The sequence below is a fragment of the Streptomyces sp. NPDC056987 genome, from assembly GCF_042673865.1.
Lineage (GTDB): Bacteria > Actinomycetota > Actinomycetes > Streptomycetales > Streptomycetaceae > Streptomyces.
In genome coordinates, this window is sequence record NZ_JBHURV010000006.1 from 209,039 (window position 1) to 225,924 (window position 16,886).

Consider the following 16,886-nt stretch of genomic DNA (forward strand, 5'->3'; position numbering starts at 1 on the left):
CTATCCGAATCAAGAAACGGATAGGTCTTTCCGGCTTGCTGTGGCCACCATAGCACCAAAAATGGATAGGTCAGTCCGATTGCTAGACTGGCCGGTATGACTCCTGGCTCCCCGCACTCCGACGACGCCGCCGCTCAGCCTCTGCGCAGTGACGCCGAGCGCAACCGAGGGCGGATCATCGCTGCCGCGCGCAGGGTGTTCGCCCGTGACGGCCTCGGCGCGTCCATGGCGTCCGTGGCCCGCGAGGCAGGTGTTGGCATCGCCACCATGTTCCGCCGCTTCCCCACCAAGGAGGAGTTGGTCGCCGCCGTGTTCGCCGACCGTATGGACGCCTACGCCGACGCGGTCGCCGTCGGCCTCGACGACCCCGACCCCTGGCACGGCTTCACCGGCTACATCGAGACCGCGTGCGGGATGCAGGCCGCGGACCAGGGTTTCGCCGACGTGCTGACCATGACCTTTCCCACCGCCAAGGCCATGGAGGAACGCCGTGCCGAGGCGTACGCGGGCATGGTGCGGCTCATCGGCCGGGCCAAGGCCGCGGGGCGCCTGCGGGAGGACTTCGACCCCTCGGACCTGGTGCTGATCCACATGGCCAACCTCGGCGTCGTGAACGCCTGCGGTGACGCCGCCCCCGACGCCTGGCGGCGCATCGTCGCCCTGTTCATCCAGTCCCTGGAGGCCCCGGCCCGTGGCGCCCTGCCCCCCTCGCCCGAGCATGACGCCATCCACCAGGCCACGCTCCGCGCCAGCCTGGCCGGCCTCACAGGGGCGGATCCGGACGCGACCGGCTGACCCTGGACCTGTGACCGACCGTCAGGGCACGCTGAGGTCAGGGCGCCGCGTTCAGCAGGTCGAGCGCGCTGTGCTGGCGTGCCGCGTCCGTCGTGTCGAGCGGGCCGTTCCAGCGCAGCCCGTACTGGCCGAGCGGATTGCGGTCACGGGCGTACGCGGCCTCTGCCTGCCTGGACAGATACGCCGTGTAGGGGTGGTCGGTGAGCGCCGCGTTGAGCTTGCCGAGCCCGCGTACGTGGGCGCCCTTGAAGGACGGGCCGTCGGCCCCGCAGTCACCGCCCTCGCACGGGTCGCGCAGGATGCCGCCGGTGTTCAGGGACGAGGAGGTGGTGGCCGCGTCGGCGATCTGCCGCGCCGTGGTGAGGAGTGCGGCGTCCTGGGTGGCCCGGTTCAGCTCGGTGAGCGCGCCGAGCAGCACACCCTGGTTGTACGACCAGACGGCGGCGCCGTTGTTGCGGCAGGTGGACAGATCGATGCCGTCGTTCACCAGGCGCGAACTGTTGACCATCCCGGTCCCCTGGAACCACGACCAGCCGGCGCGGGCCCGGCCCAGGTGGACGGTGTCGCCGGGGAGGCGGTTGTGCAGTGCCGCGTTGAGCTGGATGTAGAGGGAGTTGGCGATGGCGTTCTTGTAGGTCTTCGCGGTGCTCCACCACACACCGCCGCCGCAGACACCGTCCCAGTAGGAGGCCATGTGATCGGCGTCCGCGCGTGCGGTGTTCAGATAGCGGCTGTCACCGGTCGCGTCGTACGCGGCGATCCAGGCCAGCCCCCACCAGCCGGTGTCGTCGATGTAGTCGTTGCGGAACTGGCCGCCCTGCGCGTTCAGTTGGCGGTTGTAGGTGTTGGCGATGGCGTAGCGGTAGCTGGGCATTCCCGAGACGCGGATGTTGTCGATGACCGCGGTGAGCGCGTTGGCCGAGTTCCACCAGCCGGTGGTGTCGAACAGTCCGGTGCCGTTGTTGTAGAACTGCATCTGCGCCGTGGCCGCGGCGGTCCGGCGGTCCCACGCGTTCCAGGTCGTACGCGCCCAGGGGGTGCAGGCGATGTCCGTACGGTCGCCGGCCTTGCCGCAGGCACGCAGGGCGCCGACCCCGTTGGTGTTCCAGTCGTCCACGTTGTACATGAGGGTGCGCCAACCGCGCTGTCCGGCGGGCACCGTGGTGGCGCCGAGGCGGCTGCCGGAGCTCCAGGTGCGCCCGCCGTCGAAGGACCGGTCGAGCCAGACCTCGTCGCCGGGGCTGCCGTTGTCCGTCGAGGCCCAGCCCATCGCGTCCCGGTCGTCGAAGTGGAGGACGATCGAGCGGGAGAAGAGCGTGGTGGAGACGGGGGTACGGTCCTGCGGTGAGAGCGCGGGGTCACGGGCGTCGCAGTACGTGTTGCAGACGGCCGCGGCGGGAGCGGCGGCCGCGGCCGCCGCCGGGGCTGCGGCTTGCGGGGTCAGGGCGGCGAGGAGTGCCACGGCGAGCGGCGCCACCAGATGACGTATCCGGGCTGACAACGTTATCCACATGGGCGGCTCCGGGATCGGCGGTGGTGACGGAGAGCGCTCCCGGAACGTATGGCAATGACGTGCCCGCGTCAATGTGCCCCGGAGGTTCTCCGTCCCCCGGCCGCGCCGCATCTTGTACGTTGCTCCAAAAGGCATGCCGTGGGGTGTGACTCCCACCAACGGGAAGGCAGCGTTCTCGATGACCAGCCAGTGGCAGTTGCGTGCCGCGTTCGCCGCGCGGCTCTCCGAGATGTACGGGCGGGAGGTCCCCGCCTACACCACGCTTGTCGACGTCTCCCGCGAGGTCAACGAGGAGGTGCTGCGCGCCCAGGGCGCAGGAGCCGAACGGCTGGGGTCCATCAGCCGTGTGACCGCCGAGCGGCACGGCGCGATCCGCGTCGGCACTCCACAGGAAATGCGGCAGGTCGCGCGCGTCTTCGGGGCACTGGGCATGCACCCGGTCGGCTTCTACGACCTGCGCGAGGGCGCTGCCGGCGCGGTCCCGGTCGTCTCCACCGCCTTTCGCCCCATCGCCCGCGACGAACTGGCGCGGAACCCGTTCCGCGTCTTCACCTCCATGCTCACCCCCGACGACCCGCGGTTCTTCGACGGCGGCCTGCGCGCCCGCCTGGAGACCTTCCTCGCCGGCCGTGAGCTGTTCCCGCCGGAGCTGCTCGCTCTCGCCGACCGGGCCGAAGCCGAAGGAGAACTGCCCGAAGCGGAGGCCGAGCGCTTTCTCCACCTGGCCGTGCGGGCCTTCGAGCTGTCCTCGGAGCCGGTCGACAAGGCCTGGTACGAGACCCTGGAGCGGGTCTCCGCCGTCGCCGCGGACATCGGCGGCGTCCGCAGCACCCATGTCAACCACCTCACCCCGCGCGTCCTGGACATCGACGAGCTCTACCGGCGCATGACGGAACGCGGCATCGAGATGATCGACACCATCCAGGGACCGCCGCGCTGGGACGGCCCCGACCTGCTGCTGCGCCAGACCTCCTTCCGCGCTCTCGCCGAGCCCCGGGCCCAGCGCGCCCCGGACGGCAGTGTGTTCACCGGGGCGCTGCGGGTGCGGTTCGGCGAGGTCGAGGCGCGCGGCATCGCCCTCACCCGCGAAGGCCGTGCCCTCTACGACCGGCTGCTCACCCTCGTCGACCACCAGGCGGCGGCCCATCCCGCGGCCGACCGGGGCGAACTCGCCCGCGCCCTGTGGACGGAACACGTGCCCGCCACCGAACGGCAGCTCGCCGCCCGGCGGTTGGCCTACTTCACCTACCAGGTGACGCCCGGCCGGCCGCAGGACGGAAGCCGGCCGCCCGCCGGCGTCGGCGCGTTGGTGGAGCAGGGCTGGCTGCGGGCCGACCCCATCGTCTACGAGGACTTTCTGCCCCGCTCCGCGGCCGGTATCTTCCGGTCCAACCTCACCGGCGAGGGGGTAAGGAACGACCAGTACGCGGGCACCGACTACGACAGCGAGTGGCTGTCCGGTGCCATCGGCCGCCAGGTCCTCGACCCGTTCGCCCTCTACGAGCAGCAGCAGAACGACTCCCTCGCACAGGCCGCCCGTGTCCTGGAACTCGACGGCGCGGGAGAGCCGCGGGCTACGTGACCGAGGTCGGCTCCGTCCGGTCGTCGGACGCGCCTTCCGTACGACCCGACCGGCCGCGCAGGGAACGTACGGCCACCGGGCCGACCAGGGCAGCAAGGGCCAGGAACAGGATGGCCGCGGACAGGGGGCGGGTGAAGAACACCGTCCAGTCACCCTCGCTGAAGGTGAGTGCGCGGCGGAACTGGGTTTCGGTCATGGGGCCGAGGACCGCGCCGAGGATCAGCGGGGCCACGGGGTAGCCGGTGCGGCGCATGAGAAAGCCCAGGATGCCGAAGACCACGGCGATGCCGAGGTCGACGGCGTTCTGCGACAGTGCGTACACGCCCAGCGTGGCGAAGACGAGGATGCCCGCGGTGAGCAGCGGCCGGGGCAGTCTCAGCAGCTTCACCCACAGTGGGATCAACGGGAGGTTGAGCACGAGCAGCATCACATTGCCGATGTAGAGGCTGGCGATCAGCGTCCACACCAGCGCGGACTGCGTCTGGAACAACTGCGGCCCGGGCTGGACGTCGTACATCTGGAAGGCGATCAGCAGCACACTGGCCGTCGCCGACGTGGGGATGCCGAGGGTGAGCAGCGGCATCAGCACACCGGAGAACGCCGCGTTGTTGGCGGCCTCGGGGCCCGCCACACCCTCGATCGCGCCTTTGCCGAACTGCTTCTTGTGGCGGGAGAGCCGGCGCTCCAGGTTGTAGCTGAGGAAGGTGGGGATCTCCGCGCCGCCCGCGGGCAGCGAGCCGATGGGCAGGCCGATGGCCGTACCGCGCAGCCACGGCTTCCAGGAGCGGCGCCAGTCCTCGCGGCTCATGCCTATGCGGCCGCCCACGGGGAGCATCTCCTCCTGGGGCGCGCGTCGTATGCGGGCGGCGGTGTACAGGCCCTCGCCGATCGCGAAGAGCCCGACGGCGACGGCCACCACCTGGACGCCGTCGTACAGTTCCGGCACACCGAAGGCGTAGCGGACCTGGCCGGTCAGACTGTCGATGCCGACGAGTCCGATCGCGAGCCCCAGGAAGAGGCTGCACAGCCCGCGGGCCGGGGCGTCGGCGACGACCGCGGTGACGGTGGCGAAGGCGAGGACCATCACGGCGAAGTACTCGGCGGGCTGGACGCTCTCCGCTACCCGTGACATGGCCGGACCGATGAAGGTGATCGCGACGGTGGAGACCGTGCCGGCCACGAAGGAGCCGATGGCGGCGGTCGCCAGCGCGGCCCCGGCCCGGCCGGAGCGGGCCATGGGATGGCCTTCGAGGGTGGTGGGCACCGAGGCGGTCTCGCCGGGGACGTTCAGCAGGATGGCGGTGGTCGAGCCGCCGTACATCCCTCCGTAGTAGATCCCGGCGAACAGCACCAGCGCGCCGACCGGGTCGAAGACGTAGGTCAGCGGGAGCAGCAGCGCGACGGTGGTGGCGGGGCCGAGACCGGGGAGTACGCCGACGAGTGAGCCGAGCGTGCAGCCGACGAAGGCCAGCAGCAGATGCATCGGGCTGAACGCGCTGGCGAACCCGTCTCCCAGATTGGTGAGCACATCCATGTCAGAACGCCAATCGGATGATGCCGGGCGGCAGATGGATGCCCAGCAGACGGTCGAAGAGGAAGTACACGGCCAGCGCCAGCACGAGCCCGGCCAGTGCGTCGCGCAGCGGCTTGGCGCTGCCCAGGACGCGGGCGACCAGGGTGAACAGCACCGCCGTGGACTGCCAGTAGCCGAGGGGGCTGAGCGCGAAGAGGTAGCCGACCAGCAGCGCGAGCAGGAGGGCGACCGGACGCCAGTCGGTGAGCCGGGCCTCCTCGTGGGCCTGTGCGTTCTGTTCCCGGTCGGCGCCGCGGAAGGCCTGCGTCACGGAGATCACGGCCGATGCGCACAGCCCGGCGCCGACCAGCAGGGGGAAGGCCTGGGGGCCCACATCCTGGTCGGTGGCCCGCTCGGGGATGGCGAACGCCCAGCCCAGTACGATCACTCCCGTCGCGAGGAAGAGCAGCGCCGCGACGCGTGGGCCCCAGAACGTCCCGGGGGCCTCGGGAGTCTCGGAGGTCTCGGGAGTCTCCGGGGACACCTCCTGCTGTGTGCTCATGAGGTCAGCCCCACTTCCTTCAGCACCTGTGTGACCTGTTTCTGCTGCCGGTCGATGACGGCCCCGAACGTGTCGCCCGGCAGCCACACCGCCTTCCAGTCGTTCTGGTCCAAGGTCTGCTTCCAGCACGACGTGCGCCGCATCCGGTCCACCATCCGTACGACGGCCTGCTGTTCGTCGTCGCTGAGTCCGGGCGGGGCCATCACACCGCCGATGCTTTCGACGCTGGCCTCGCCGTATCCGAGCTGCGTCAGGGTGGGGGCGTCCATCCCCTTCGGGGACTCCTTGCCACTGATCGCGAGGACCCGGAGCTTGCCGGCCTCGATCTGCGGCCGGATCTCCGTCAGTGTCGACATGCCGGCCTTGGAGGCCCCGCTGAGCAACAGGTTGAGCACCTCGCCACCACCGCCGGTCGGTACGTACGTGATCTCGCCGGTGGGGATGTTCTCGGCCTTGGCGAGCGAGGCTACCGTGATGTGATCGGGGCCGCCCAGCGAACCGCCCACCCAGGACATGCCCTTCGGATTCCGCTTCATCGCCGCCAGCACGGACTTCAGATCGCGGAACGGGGAGTTCACCGGCACCACGATCGCACTGGGACTGATGGTCAGCCCGGCGATCGGGGTGAGGGAGGAGAGCCGGACAGGGGAGTCGTTCTGCACCGCGCCCCCGGACATCGTGACCGTGTCCATGGTCATCAGCTGGTAGGGATCGCCGCCGCGGCCGACCATACGGGCGAGTCCGATGGCTCCGCCCGCGCCGGGTTTGTTGGTGACCGTGACCTCCTTGTCGATGATCTCGCAGTCGGTGAGCGCGGCGCCGATGCCGCGGGCCCGCGCGTCCCAGCCGCCGCCGACACTGCCGGGGGCGAGGATCGAAAGGCCGCGTGAGGGATAGCCGGCGGCCGCGGTCGAGTCGTCGGGGGAGCCGATGGTGCACGCGCTGCTCACCGTGGCCAACAAGGTGACGGTCAGAGCGACGCGCGGACCGTTCCGGAGGAAAGGGGGCATGGGAACGCTCCGTCGCAGGAAGTCGCAGGGGAGGATGAGTCGCGGGATCAGGAAGTCGCGGGATCAGGGGAATCGCAGGATCAGGGGAGTCGCGGGATCTGGGGGGATCTCAAGTGCGGGCGCGGGACGGGGAAATCGTAGGATCACGGAATCGAGCGTGGGGACCGTGGGGCCGGGCGGCCGGAAAGCGATGGGGAGACGTGACGCGGCGGGGGAGATGAGTCCGGAGCTTGCGCCCCGTGCGTCGTGACCACAAGACGATTGACAGGAAGGCGTCAATCACCGACGGTCGACCCATGCCCGTAGTGATCGACCTGGGAAGCTCCCCGGAGGAGCGCATCAGCACCCGGCTGTCCCCGATAGCCGAGTTGTGCGCCTGCCTGCACGCGCTGGACGGACCCCGGCATCATCCGGTCAGCCGGCGCTGGGTCGGCGCGGTGCGGCAGGGCGCGGACGAGGGGCTGCTGGCGCGGGCCGCGCAGTGGGCACCGCTGTGGGGGGCGTTCCGGGCCCGCTACCTGCTTCCCCTCGCACCGGGGCCGGAACGCACCCTGGAGGAGGAGCTGGCCGACATCGGCGGGCTGGCCGAAGGAGTGTTCACGGCCATGACCGAGCAGGCACTGATCGGAAAGAACAGCCACCAGCCGGAGGAGCCCGACCGGGCGCCGTACTTCGGACCACGCCCCGGACCGCGTTCCGGTTCCGGGAGCGCGCGGCACCTCCGTGGCCGCTCCTGGTCCCCGGAGGACTTCCTCGGCCGGCTGCGGCAGCTGTCCGAACGCCGGTTCGCGCTGGGGGTGCGGCTGCTCGCCGACCCCGCCGCGTTCCGGGCGGACCTCACGGCCTTCCTGTCCGCCGCGGCCGAGGAGCTCTTCGAGGCGGAGTGGATCCGGCTGCGCGGTGTGCTCACGTCGGACGTGCGCGTACGCATCCACGAGCGCCGGCTGCGCGGAGGCCGGATCCTGGCGGACTTCCCCACCGCGCGCCTGGAGGACGACCCGCCGCGGGTCGTCTTCGAGAAGCTGTACAACGCGCGGGTGAGCCTGACGGACGCGCCGTGCCTGCTGGTGCCCTCGCTCCACACCAACCCTCACCTGGCCATCAAGCACTACCCCGGATATCCGGTGGTGGTGCAGTACCCGGTGCGCGGTGAGGGCGACGGGGAACCGCCGGGCATGGACGAGGTGCTCCGCAGGGTCCGGGCGCTGGACGATCCCATCCGCGTCCGGCTGTGCCGCGCCCTCCTGCGGCAGTCCGTGACGACCACCGAACTGGCCCACCAGTTCGACATGACGCCGCCGCAGATGTCCCGGCACCTGCGCAGGCTCCGGGAGGCCGGCATGGTGCACACGCACCGGCAGGGCGCGCGGGTGCATTACCAGCTGGACGAGGAGGCGGTCCGGACCCTCGGCGTCGACCTGCTCGGCGCCCTGCACCGCTGACGCCTGCACCGCTGACGCCCACCGCACCGCCGGGCACGCGAGCGCTCCTCCACCATTGACGCACGCGCGGCAATCACCTTGAGCGGGCGCCCGCTCCGGCGTGATCGTGGCGGACACCACCCCGTGTCAGGCGACGGCCGGACACCACCCCGTGTCAGGCGGCGGGGCACCGCAGGAGGAAATGTGACACCGCGCATCAAGACCACCAAGGCGTTCTACCGCACCGGCTCCACCACCGTCTTCGCCTCCCAGCACGACCAGCGGTTCTCCTACTGCTTGCACGTGCCCTCCGCGCACGAGACCACCGACACCCCGCTCCCGCTGCTGGTGATGCAGCACGGCACCGGCCGTACCGCCGTCCAGTACCGGGACGCGATGGCGGACTTCTCCGAACGGCACGGCTGCGTGGTGCTCGCCCCGCTGTTCCCCGCGGGCATCGGGGACCCGGACGACCTGCACAACTTCAAGTTCATCGAGTACGAAGGCATCCGCTACGACGAGGAGTTGCTGGCCATCGTCGAGGAGGCGGGGACGCGCTTCACGATCGACACCGACCGGTTCATACTGCACGGCTTCTCCGGCGGCGGACAGTTCGCGCACCGCTTCCTGTACCTCCATCCCGAGCGGCTCAGCGGTGTGTCGATCGGCGCGCCCGGCCGTGTCACCCTGATCGACCCGGAGCGCGAGTGGTGGCTGGGCACGGCGGGCTTCGAGGAGCGTTTCGGCACGCCGGTGCGGCTGGAGGAGATCCGCAAGGTGCCGGTGCACATGGTGGTCGGCTCCGAGGACACCGAGACCTGGGAGATCAACAACCCGGGCGACTCCAACTGGATGGACGGCGCCGACGCCGTGGGCCGGACCCGCGTCGAGCGGATCACGGCCCTGCGTGACAACTACACCGCGCTGGGGATCGGCGTCACCCTCGACATCGTGCCGGGCGTCGCGCACCACGGCATGGGCGTACTGGACGCGGTCCGCGCGTTCGCCGCCGGTGTGCTGTCCGCCCGTACACCGGCGTCGGGGTCCTGAAGCCGGGCCTCTCGCGCCGCAGTTCCGACGGTTACGCGTCCGCCGTCTCGTCCTTCGTCCCGTCCTTGTGACGGAACAGGGTCCGGTATTCCTGAGGGGAGGCGCCGAGGCGCCGATGGAATGTGGCCCGCAGGGAAGCGGGAGCGCCGAGACCGGTCAGGCGGCCGATCTGCTCGATGGGCACGGTGGTCGCCTCCAGCAGTTCGCGTGCCCGGTCGATGCGCGCGTCGGTCAGCCAGGTCATGGGCGGGGTGCCGGTCTCCTCGCGGAAGCGGCGGATCAGTGTCCGCCGTGACATGTTGGCGCGTTCCGCCAGGCGGCCGATGGTCAGGGGCTCCGCGAGGCTGTCGAGCATCCACTCCCGCAGAGGCGCGAGTTCCTCTCCGCTCGCTTCGGGGCGGAACCGGTCGATGAACTGTGCCTGGCCTCCCCGCCGCCGTGGCGGCGCGACGAGATCGCGTGCGTGTGTATTCGCCGCCGCGGCGCCGCGGTCGGTGCGGATCAGGTGCAGGCACAGGTCGATTCCCGCGGTCACGCCGGCGGACGTGAGGATGTCGCCGTCGTCGACGTACAGCTGATTCGGCAGCACATCGACGTGTGGATAGCGCTGACGCAACTGCTCGGCGTGCCGCCAGTGGGTGGTCGCGGGGCGCCCGTCGAGCAGCCCGGCCGCGGCGAGGGCGAAGGCCGCGGTGCAGATGGAGACGAGCCGGGCGCCTCGGGCGTGAGCCGCTCGCAGCGCCGCCAGAAGCTCGGTCGACAGGGGCGCGTCGATGTCGTCGTACCCCGGAATGATCACGGTACGGGCGTCGTCCAGTGCTTCGAGACCGGCCGCGACGGTGATCGCGAAGCCGTACCCGGGTACCAGGCCGGTGTCGGTGGTACCGCACACGGTCAGGTCGTAGTGGGGGTCCATCGCGAAGATCTGCGTCGCGGTACCGAATTCGAGCGGGAGCGCACCGGGCAGTACGAGCACCGCGACGGGGTGTTTGTTCGTCCTGTTGGTCATAGTGGCACGATCGTAGCGCTGGATGGCATCCGTGCCACTTTTGGTGGGAGAGCCGCACTCATGGCGTCGAGCCATGGCCAAACCCTGATGCACGACCTGGGAACAGGCCCGGACGCACCCGGCCGGCTCCGGTTCGAGATGGAAGGCGCCGATCTCGCCGCCGCGGTACTGACCGGTCCCGGACTTCCGGCCCGGGACACTGCCGAACGCCCCGGGCTTCCGGTTTCCGCACGAAAAGCCCGGACTGTTCCGCGAGAATCGGAGTCAAGCATGGGACGGCATCTCCATCGCCGACTTCGAAAAGTCGCTCACCTACGACGTGAGCCTGATCAGCAACAGCCCGGGCACCCCGAAGCACATATTGGCTGATCGACACCTGGGCCGACGGCACCGGCGAACTGCGCCTGCCGTTCTCCGCCGGACGCCACGCCCCCATCGAGGAGAGCGACCAGGCGAAGGTGATCGCGGGCTGCTCGGAGGGGCGAGCCAGGGCCTCGGGACATAGTCTGGTACGTGGGGTACGCGACCGGGTTCCCGAACCGGATGGTTACCGGGGGACACGATGAGCAGTGCGGAAACAGGTCCCGGAATCTCCGAGGACCTGGCATACCCGACCCTCAGTCGGCGACAGCTGGATTATTTGTTCGATCTCGGAGTGGTCGAAGACGTCACCGTCGGTCAAGTGATACACCGCATCGGCGACGAGACGTACGATCTTGTCGTCATCGCCGACGGCGAGGTGGAGGTGGTGCGCGAGGCGACCGCCGACGCGCCCGAAGAGGTGATCGCGACCTTCGGCCCGGGTGCGTTCCTGGGTGAACTCGGTCTGCTGACGGGGCAGACCGTTTATCTGTCCGCGCGGGCCGTTCGGAACAGTCGGATCTACCGGCTCTCCACAGAGAATTTTCGCCGCCTCATGGCGACCGAGGCGGACATCGCGGACATCATATTGGCAGCCTTCAGGGCTCGGCGTCACATCCTGAAATACGCGGCAGCCCAGACCATCGAAATTATCGGAAGCTCCTTCTCCGCGGAGTCGATGTCGCTGCGCACGTATGCCGCACGCCTCGAACTCCCTCACTCCTGGCTGGACATCGACACTCCCGAAGCGAAATTTCTGATGGATGTGTCGGCGCTCTCCGTCGACGACCTGCCGGCCGTGCTGCTGCCCGGCGAGAAATTGCTGAAGGCCACTCCGGCCCAACTGGCCAGAAGCCTTGGCCTCTCCTATCGCAAGGGGCGGAGCGCGGATGTGGATCTCGTGGTCGTCGGAGGTGGTCCCGCGGGGCTGGCGGCCACCGTCAACGGTTCCTCCGAGGGGCTCGCGACCGTCATGCTGGACGCGGTCGGCCCCGGCGGACAGGCGGCGGCCAGCTCACGCATCGAGAACTACCTCGGATTTCCCCACGGACTCAGCGGGGCGGAGCTGACCCGGCTCGCATCGGTGCAGGTGCTCAAATTCGGCGCCAACATCTACAGTCCCAGCACGGTCGTAGCTCTCGGCACGGGTGCCGATCGGCTGGCCGTTCTCCTCTCCGACGGTACGGAGATTCCCACCAGGGCCGCCATTGTCGCCACGGGGGCGCGGTACAGGTCGCTCCCCATCGACCGGTGGAAGGAGTTCGAGCACGCTGGCATCTACTACGCGGCGACAGAGATGGAGGCGCGCTCGTGCGCCCGCAAGGAAGTGGCCGTCGTGGGCGGCGCCAACTCGGCCGGCCAGGCGGCTGTTTTCCTGGCCGGCCGAGGGTGCATGGTGCATCTGGTGGTCCGTGCGGAAGATCTTTCCGCTCGGATGTCCTCCTATCTGGTGAACAGAATTTCCGTCCACCCTCGGATCTCCGTGCATACGTCGACAGAAGTCACCGAGCTTCGGGGTGGGACTTCCCTCGAAGCGGTACGGCTGGCGAACTCCTCGCATCACGAGGAAGCCGTTGTGCCGTGCTGCGGACTGTTCTGTTTTATCGGTGCGTACCCGGCTTCCGGCTGGCTGAACGGCTGTTGTTCAACCGACGGGAAAGGGTTCATATACACCGGAATCCACATCCCTGACGAGGATCTGGGGCCGCAGTGGAAGATTCTCGGGCGCGATCCCCTCCCGTTCGAGACGAGCATGCCGGGCGTCTTCGCGGTCGGGGACGTGCGGTACGGGTCCACCAAGCGCGTCGCCGCCGCGGTCGGGGAAGGGGCGAGCGCCATATCCTCGGTCCATCAGGTGGTCGGTGCGCGGTTGTAGCGTCCGGTCAGTAGCCGACGGCGAAGCGCTGCCGGCGGTGGCGCGGCTGCTCGATCTCGTCGAGGAGGGCGACCGCGTAGTCCTCCACGGAGATGGTGCTGTTGCCGTCGTCGTCGGTGACGAGGTCGTCCAGGGCGGTGCGGTAGACGCCGGTGCGCGTGCCGGGCTCGATCATGGCCGCGGGGCTGATGCTGGTCCAGTCGACGTCGGTGACGGTCCGGTAGTGGTCGAGGGCGTCGCCGTGGGCGTGCATGATCTGCAGCAGGAAGTCGGGCAGGTCCGGGGCGTCCCACACCTGCTTGCCGTCGGGGGTGCGCAGAGAGCCGGCGCCGCCGACGGTGATCAGGCGGGGTGCCTGCGCGCCGAGGGGCCGCAGTCCTTCGGTGAGGGCGACGGCGGCAGGCTTGATGGTGGCGAGGTGGCCGGGGCCGTCACTGCCGCCGACCGCGCTGACGACGACGTCCTGGCCCTCGGCGGCAGCGGCGACCGACCGGCCGTCGAGGACGTCGCCGGTGGTGACGGTCAGGTTCGCGTGGCGCTCGGTGACCTTGGCGCGGTCGCGGACGACGGCGGTGACGGTGTGGCCACGGTCGAGGGCCTCGCGGACGACGGCGGAGCCGATGGTGCCGCCGCGCAAGGTTCCGCCCAGGTACGGTGAGGTCTCGGCGTGGTGACAAGCACTTCTCCCAGCGCACCGGCACCACACCGGCCGCCTTCCGCGGCCGGTACCGCCCGGCCCGGCCCGCCCACTGAAGCCGCCGGCCCAAGCCGCCGGCGCACCCTCCCTCACACCGGCGGAGTGCGTCGACGGCCTGGCCCGATCCTGGCGATGCACGGCACCCGGGCCTCTTCTCGCGCATGCACCGCCCTCGTACGGTCGGGGCATGAACGACATATTCGCCCTGCCCACGGGGCCGCTGGCCGACGCGAGCCTCGCCCTCGTACAGAAGTCGGAGAGCACACCGATCGCCGACCACAGCATCCGCAGCTTCCTGTTCGCCCGTCTGCTGGCCGAGCGGGAAGGCTGTCTGCGCGACGCGGCCTACAACGAGGACCTGCTCTTCGCCGCCTGCGTCATGCACGATCTGGGGCTGGGCACCCTCGCGGCCGGCCGGGCCCGGTTCGAAGTGGAAGGCGCCGATCTGGCGGCAACCGTGCTGACCGAGCACGGCGTGGCGGCGGCGGACGTAGACCGGGTGTGGGAAGCGATCGCCCTGCACTCGTCCCTGGGCATCGCCGACCGGCGCGGACTGCTCACCTACCTGACCCACAAGGGTGTCTTCATCGACGCCGGCCACTTCACCGACCTCGACGCCGCGGTGCTCCGGCCGGTCTACGCCACCTACCCCCGGCCCGCCGACGACCACTTCGTCCAGGACGCGATCGTCGCGCATGCCGCCCGCTCCCGGGCCGCGGCACCGCCGTACTCGATCGCGGCCGATCTGCTGCGCCGGAGCCGGGCCGGCGAGTGACCTCCGGTGCTCGGGCGCCTCGCGATCACCCGCACGGCCGTCACGGGATGAGCAGCAGTTTCCCGGTGGTCGTACGCGACTCGATGTCCGCGTGGGCCCTTGCCGCCTCGGCCAGCGGGTAGCGGCCGCCGATCCGGACGACCAGCTCGCCCCTTTCGACGAGCGCGAACAACTCGGCCGCGCGCGCCGCGAGTTCCTCGGGGGTACGGACATGGTCCCCGGTCACGGGGTAGGTGAGGCGGGTGCTGCGGGGGATGTCGTTCACGGCGATGGTCGGTACGTCACCGATCAACGGCCCGTAGAACACCATCGTGCCGTGCGTGCGCAGCACCTGGAGCGAAGCGGCGAACGTGGTCGCGCCCGCACCGTCGAAGACCACGTGCACCCCCTCGCCGCCGGTCAGTTCGCGCACCGGCTCGACGAACGCCCCACCGGAGGAGACCAGGACGTGGTCGGCGCCCGCGTCGGTGGCGTACCTCGCCTTCTCCGGTCGTGACACCAGGCCGATCACGGTGCCGCCACGGGCCTTGACGATCTGGGTGAGCAGCATCCCCACCCCGCCGGCGGCGGCGTGCACGAGCGCGACGTCCCCCGGTTGTACCGGGTGGGACACGGTGGCGAAGTGGTGGGCGGTCAGGCCTTGCAGGAGCAGGGCGGCGGCCGTCTCGTCGTCGACGGCGTCGGGCACCGGGACGACAACGCCCGCCGGGAGCACGAGCTGCTCGGCGTAACTTCCGTGGCTGTTGACGGTCAGCCACGCGACACGGTCACCCGGGGTGAACCCGTGTACGCCCTCGCCCGTCCCCGCCACCACGCCGACGCCTTCCGCGCCCGGCACCTCGGCCATGGCACCTCTGCGGACGGCGGTGTCGAAGAAGTTCACCCCCGCCACGCGGACGTCCACCAGGACTTCTCCCGGGCCCGGACGAGGTGCCGGCCGCTCGCGCAGCCGCAGCACTTCCGGTCCCCCTGCTTCGTTGACGACTATCGCTTTCATGCGGCCGAAGGTAGGTTCCAAAAAATGTACCTGCAAGTACACTTCGGGCGGTGACCACGAGGAAAGGCACCGCGACCCGCCTGCGCATCGTCGAAGCCGCCGCGGCCGAGATCCGGGAACGCGGCACGAACGCCACCACGCTCGACGACGTGGGCCGACGCAGCGGCACCGGCAAGGGGCAGATGTTCCACTACTTCCCGGAAGGCCGGGAACAGCTCCTGCTCGCGGTCGCCGAACTCGAAGCCGAGCGGGTCTTCGACGACCAGCAGCCGTACCTGAGCGAACTCACCTCGCGCGCGGCCTGGGAGGCATGGCGCGACCTCATCGTCGAGCGCTACCGCGACCAGGGGCTGCACTGCCCGCTCGGCGTGCTGATCGCCGACGTGGGCCGGTACAGCCCGGCCGCGCAGGCCGTGTCGGCACACCTGGTGCGACGGTGGCAGGAGTGTGTCCGGGCCGGTATCGAGGCCACGCAGGCGAGCGGCGAGGCCGACCCGGCCCTCGACGCCGAGCGTACGGCCGCGGCGGTGATCGCCACGGTCCAGGGCGGTGTCACCGTCCTGCTCTCCACCGGCTCCGCGGAACACCTGGAGGCCGGGCTGAACCTCTGTCTCGACCACCTGCTGCTGTGAACGCCCGCCGCGCTCGCACTCACATCCCCCTGACGGCCGGACCAGGAAGTGAGCCGACAGGACATGAGTCCTCCCGTGCTGCCCCAGAGCCCTCTCCTCGTTTCTTCCGGGCCATGGGAGACGGTGGCCGGACAGGCCCTCGCCCCGGAAGGGCCGTTCTCGGGCGCTTCGGCCCGACTGGTACCGGTGGAGTCCGGAGCGCCCGGGCACGTCCCGTCGGGGTCAACCGCCCGCCGGGGGCAGGATGTCGATACGGCGCCCCGTCGTGCGGGTGGGGGCGATCGACACCCACAGCCGGCGCTCGCCGCCCGCCCACGGCGTGGTGCGTGCGTGCCGGTCCAGACGCCGCACGTCGTTGTCGCCGGTGACGGCCCGCGCGGTCCCGACGACGTTGACGCTCCAGCCCCTGCTCATCGCGTCGTCGATGTGATCGGCTTCGAAGGCCACCTCCTGGCCGACGGCCTCGGCCGCCGCTGTTCCAGGAGCGGTGCGGTACGCGACATCGTCGCCGACGACGACGTAGTTGACGGGAACGACGGCCGGGCCGTCCCACGTGGAGACCGCCACTCTGCCGACCCCGTGGGTGGACAGCAGCTCACGGCATTCCTCGGTGCTGAGAGTCGTCAGCGACGGATGGTAGGCGGCCGACCCTGTGCCCGGAGGCAGTTCCGTCGTGCATCCGGTCAGTGTGTCGACCGTTGTCTCCAGGGCGTCGGCGAGCCGCAGCAGGAATCCGATGCCCGGGGTCGACTGCCGTTCCTCGACGAACTCGATGTAGCCGGGAACGGATCCCGCTCGCGCGGCCACCTCCTCCCGGCTCAGTCCCAGCTGTTCCCGGCGGGCCGTGACACGCCTGCCCAGGTCGCTGCGGGGTGCGTGGACGGTGCGCCCGCGCGATTCCCCTCGCCCGTGATCCGGCATGGTGAACGCACATCCTTCGGGTTCGGGAACGAGCCCCCTCCGGTCACTCCTCCCTGCCACACTGTGCGCCGGGCCGGGTCCGGCGCGTGGGCCGGACGGTTCCCCGAAAGGGCTGACCGGCCCCACGGGTCCGTGGAAGGACTACTCGGCCCTACGCGACCGGGGCGGTGGCC

At 70.3% G+C, this 16,886-nt stretch carries 15 protein-coding genes; 7 read left to right on the forward strand and 8 right to left on the reverse strand.

Translation table 11 applies throughout. The annotated features are described in order from the left end of the window. Positions 1 to 96: 96 nt before the first annotated feature. Positions 97 to 795 carry a TetR/AcrR family transcriptional regulator gene (locus tag ACFTZC_RS09960; protein ID WP_382888278.1) on the forward strand — a complete coding sequence of 233 codons (699 nt, stop codon included), beginning with the start codon at positions 97 to 99 and terminating at the stop codon, positions 793 to 795. 37 nt (positions 796 to 832) lie between these two features. Here ACFTZC_RS09960 and ACFTZC_RS09965 read toward each other — a convergent pair whose 3' ends face one another. Then, positions 833 to 2,308: a glycoside hydrolase family 76 protein gene (locus ACFTZC_RS09965; RefSeq protein WP_382888279.1), complete on the reverse strand. Its 1,476-nt coding sequence runs from the start codon at positions 2,306 to 2,308 to the stop codon at positions 833 to 835. A gap of 178 nt (positions 2,309 to 2,486) precedes the next feature. On the opposite strand from ACFTZC_RS09965, the gene ACFTZC_RS09970 reads away from it, so the two are divergent. Then, on the forward strand, positions 2,487 to 3,890 hold the full coding sequence (locus ACFTZC_RS09970; protein WP_382888376.1) for a 2-oxoadipate dioxygenase/decarboxylase family protein: 1,404 nt from the start codon (positions 2,487 to 2,489) through the stop codon (positions 3,888 to 3,890). Here ACFTZC_RS09970 and ACFTZC_RS09975 read toward each other — a convergent pair. Genes ACFTZC_RS09975 through ACFTZC_RS09985 form a run of 3 tightly spaced genes read right to left on the reverse strand, consistent with a single transcriptional unit; the run spans position 3,883 to position 6,975 of the window. Beyond that, positions 3,883 to 5,424 carry a tripartite tricarboxylate transporter permease gene (locus ACFTZC_RS09975; protein WP_382888280.1) on the reverse strand — a complete coding sequence of 514 codons (1,542 nt, stop codon included), beginning with the start codon at positions 5,422 to 5,424 and terminating at the stop codon, positions 3,883 to 3,885. The two genes, ACFTZC_RS09970 and ACFTZC_RS09975, sit on opposite strands and share 8 nt — an antisense overlap. Position 5,425: 1 nt before the next feature. Next, entirely contained in the window at positions 5,426 to 5,965 is a 540-nt protein-coding gene (locus ACFTZC_RS09980) for a tripartite tricarboxylate transporter TctB family protein (RefSeq protein ID WP_382888281.1), read from the reverse strand. After that, positions 5,962 to 6,975, reverse strand: a complete 1,014-nt coding sequence (locus ACFTZC_RS09985; RefSeq protein ID WP_382888282.1) for a Bug family tripartite tricarboxylate transporter substrate binding protein — start codon at positions 6,973 to 6,975, stop codon at positions 5,962 to 5,964. Before ACFTZC_RS09985 ends, ACFTZC_RS09980 begins: the two co-directional genes overlap by 4 nt. 296 nt (positions 6,976 to 7,271) lie before the next feature. Between ACFTZC_RS09985 and ACFTZC_RS09990 the strand changes: the two genes are divergently transcribed. Further along, positions 7,272 to 8,417, forward strand: a complete 1,146-nt coding sequence (locus ACFTZC_RS09990; RefSeq protein WP_382888283.1) for a DUF5937 family protein — start codon at positions 7,272 to 7,274, stop codon at positions 8,415 to 8,417. 183 nt (positions 8,418 to 8,600) lie between these two features. Beyond that, positions 8,601 to 9,446, forward strand: a complete 846-nt coding sequence (locus ACFTZC_RS09995) for an alpha/beta hydrolase (RefSeq protein ID WP_382888284.1) — start codon at positions 8,601 to 8,603, stop codon at positions 9,444 to 9,446. Positions 9,447 to 9,477: 31 nt separating this feature from the next. Here the strand turns inward: ACFTZC_RS09995 and ACFTZC_RS10000 are convergent, their stop codons facing one another. Beyond that, positions 9,478 to 10,455 carry a GlxA family transcriptional regulator gene (locus ACFTZC_RS10000; RefSeq protein WP_382888285.1) on the reverse strand — a complete coding sequence of 326 codons (978 nt, stop codon included), beginning with the start codon at positions 10,453 to 10,455 and terminating at the stop codon, positions 9,478 to 9,480. Between the two features lie 655 nt (positions 10,456 to 11,110). Between ACFTZC_RS10000 and ACFTZC_RS10005 the strand changes: the two genes are divergently transcribed. Beyond that, positions 11,111 to 12,691, forward strand: a complete 1,581-nt coding sequence (locus ACFTZC_RS10005; RefSeq protein ID WP_382888286.1) for an FAD-dependent oxidoreductase — start codon at positions 11,111 to 11,113, stop codon at positions 12,689 to 12,691. Positions 12,692 to 12,698: 7 nt separating this feature from the next. Here the strand turns inward: ACFTZC_RS10005 and ACFTZC_RS10010 are convergent, their stop codons facing one another. Then, positions 12,699 to 13,328 (reverse strand): NAD(P)-dependent oxidoreductase, encoded by a 630-nt coding sequence (locus tag ACFTZC_RS10010; protein WP_382888287.1) that lies wholly within the window; start codon positions 13,326 to 13,328, stop codon positions 12,699 to 12,701. Positions 13,329 to 13,575: 247 nt separating this feature from the next. On the opposite strand from ACFTZC_RS10010, the gene ACFTZC_RS10015 reads away from it, so the two are divergent. After that, on the forward strand, positions 13,576 to 14,163 hold the full coding sequence (locus tag ACFTZC_RS10015) for an HD domain-containing protein (RefSeq protein WP_382888288.1): 588 nt from the start codon (positions 13,576 to 13,578) through the stop codon (positions 14,161 to 14,163). Between the two features lie 40 nt (positions 14,164 to 14,203). Here the strand turns inward: ACFTZC_RS10015 and ACFTZC_RS10020 are convergent, their stop codons facing one another. Next, positions 14,204 to 15,160 carry a quinone oxidoreductase family protein gene (locus tag ACFTZC_RS10020; protein WP_382888289.1) on the reverse strand — a complete coding sequence of 319 codons (957 nt, stop codon included), beginning with the start codon at positions 15,158 to 15,160 and terminating at the stop codon, positions 14,204 to 14,206. 50 nt (positions 15,161 to 15,210) lie between these two features. Between ACFTZC_RS10020 and ACFTZC_RS10025 the strand changes: the two genes are divergently transcribed. Further along, positions 15,211 to 15,792: a TetR/AcrR family transcriptional regulator gene (locus ACFTZC_RS10025; RefSeq protein ID WP_382888290.1), complete on the forward strand. Its 582-nt coding sequence runs from the start codon at positions 15,211 to 15,213 to the stop codon at positions 15,790 to 15,792. Positions 15,793 to 16,014: 222 nt separating this feature from the next. Here the strand turns inward: ACFTZC_RS10025 and ACFTZC_RS10030 are convergent, their stop codons facing one another. Continuing rightward, complete coding sequence (locus tag ACFTZC_RS10030) at positions 16,015 to 16,713, reverse strand: helix-turn-helix domain-containing protein (RefSeq protein ID WP_382888291.1); 699 nt, start codon at positions 16,711 to 16,713, stop codon at positions 16,015 to 16,017. Positions 16,714 to 16,886: the final 173 nt, after the last annotated feature.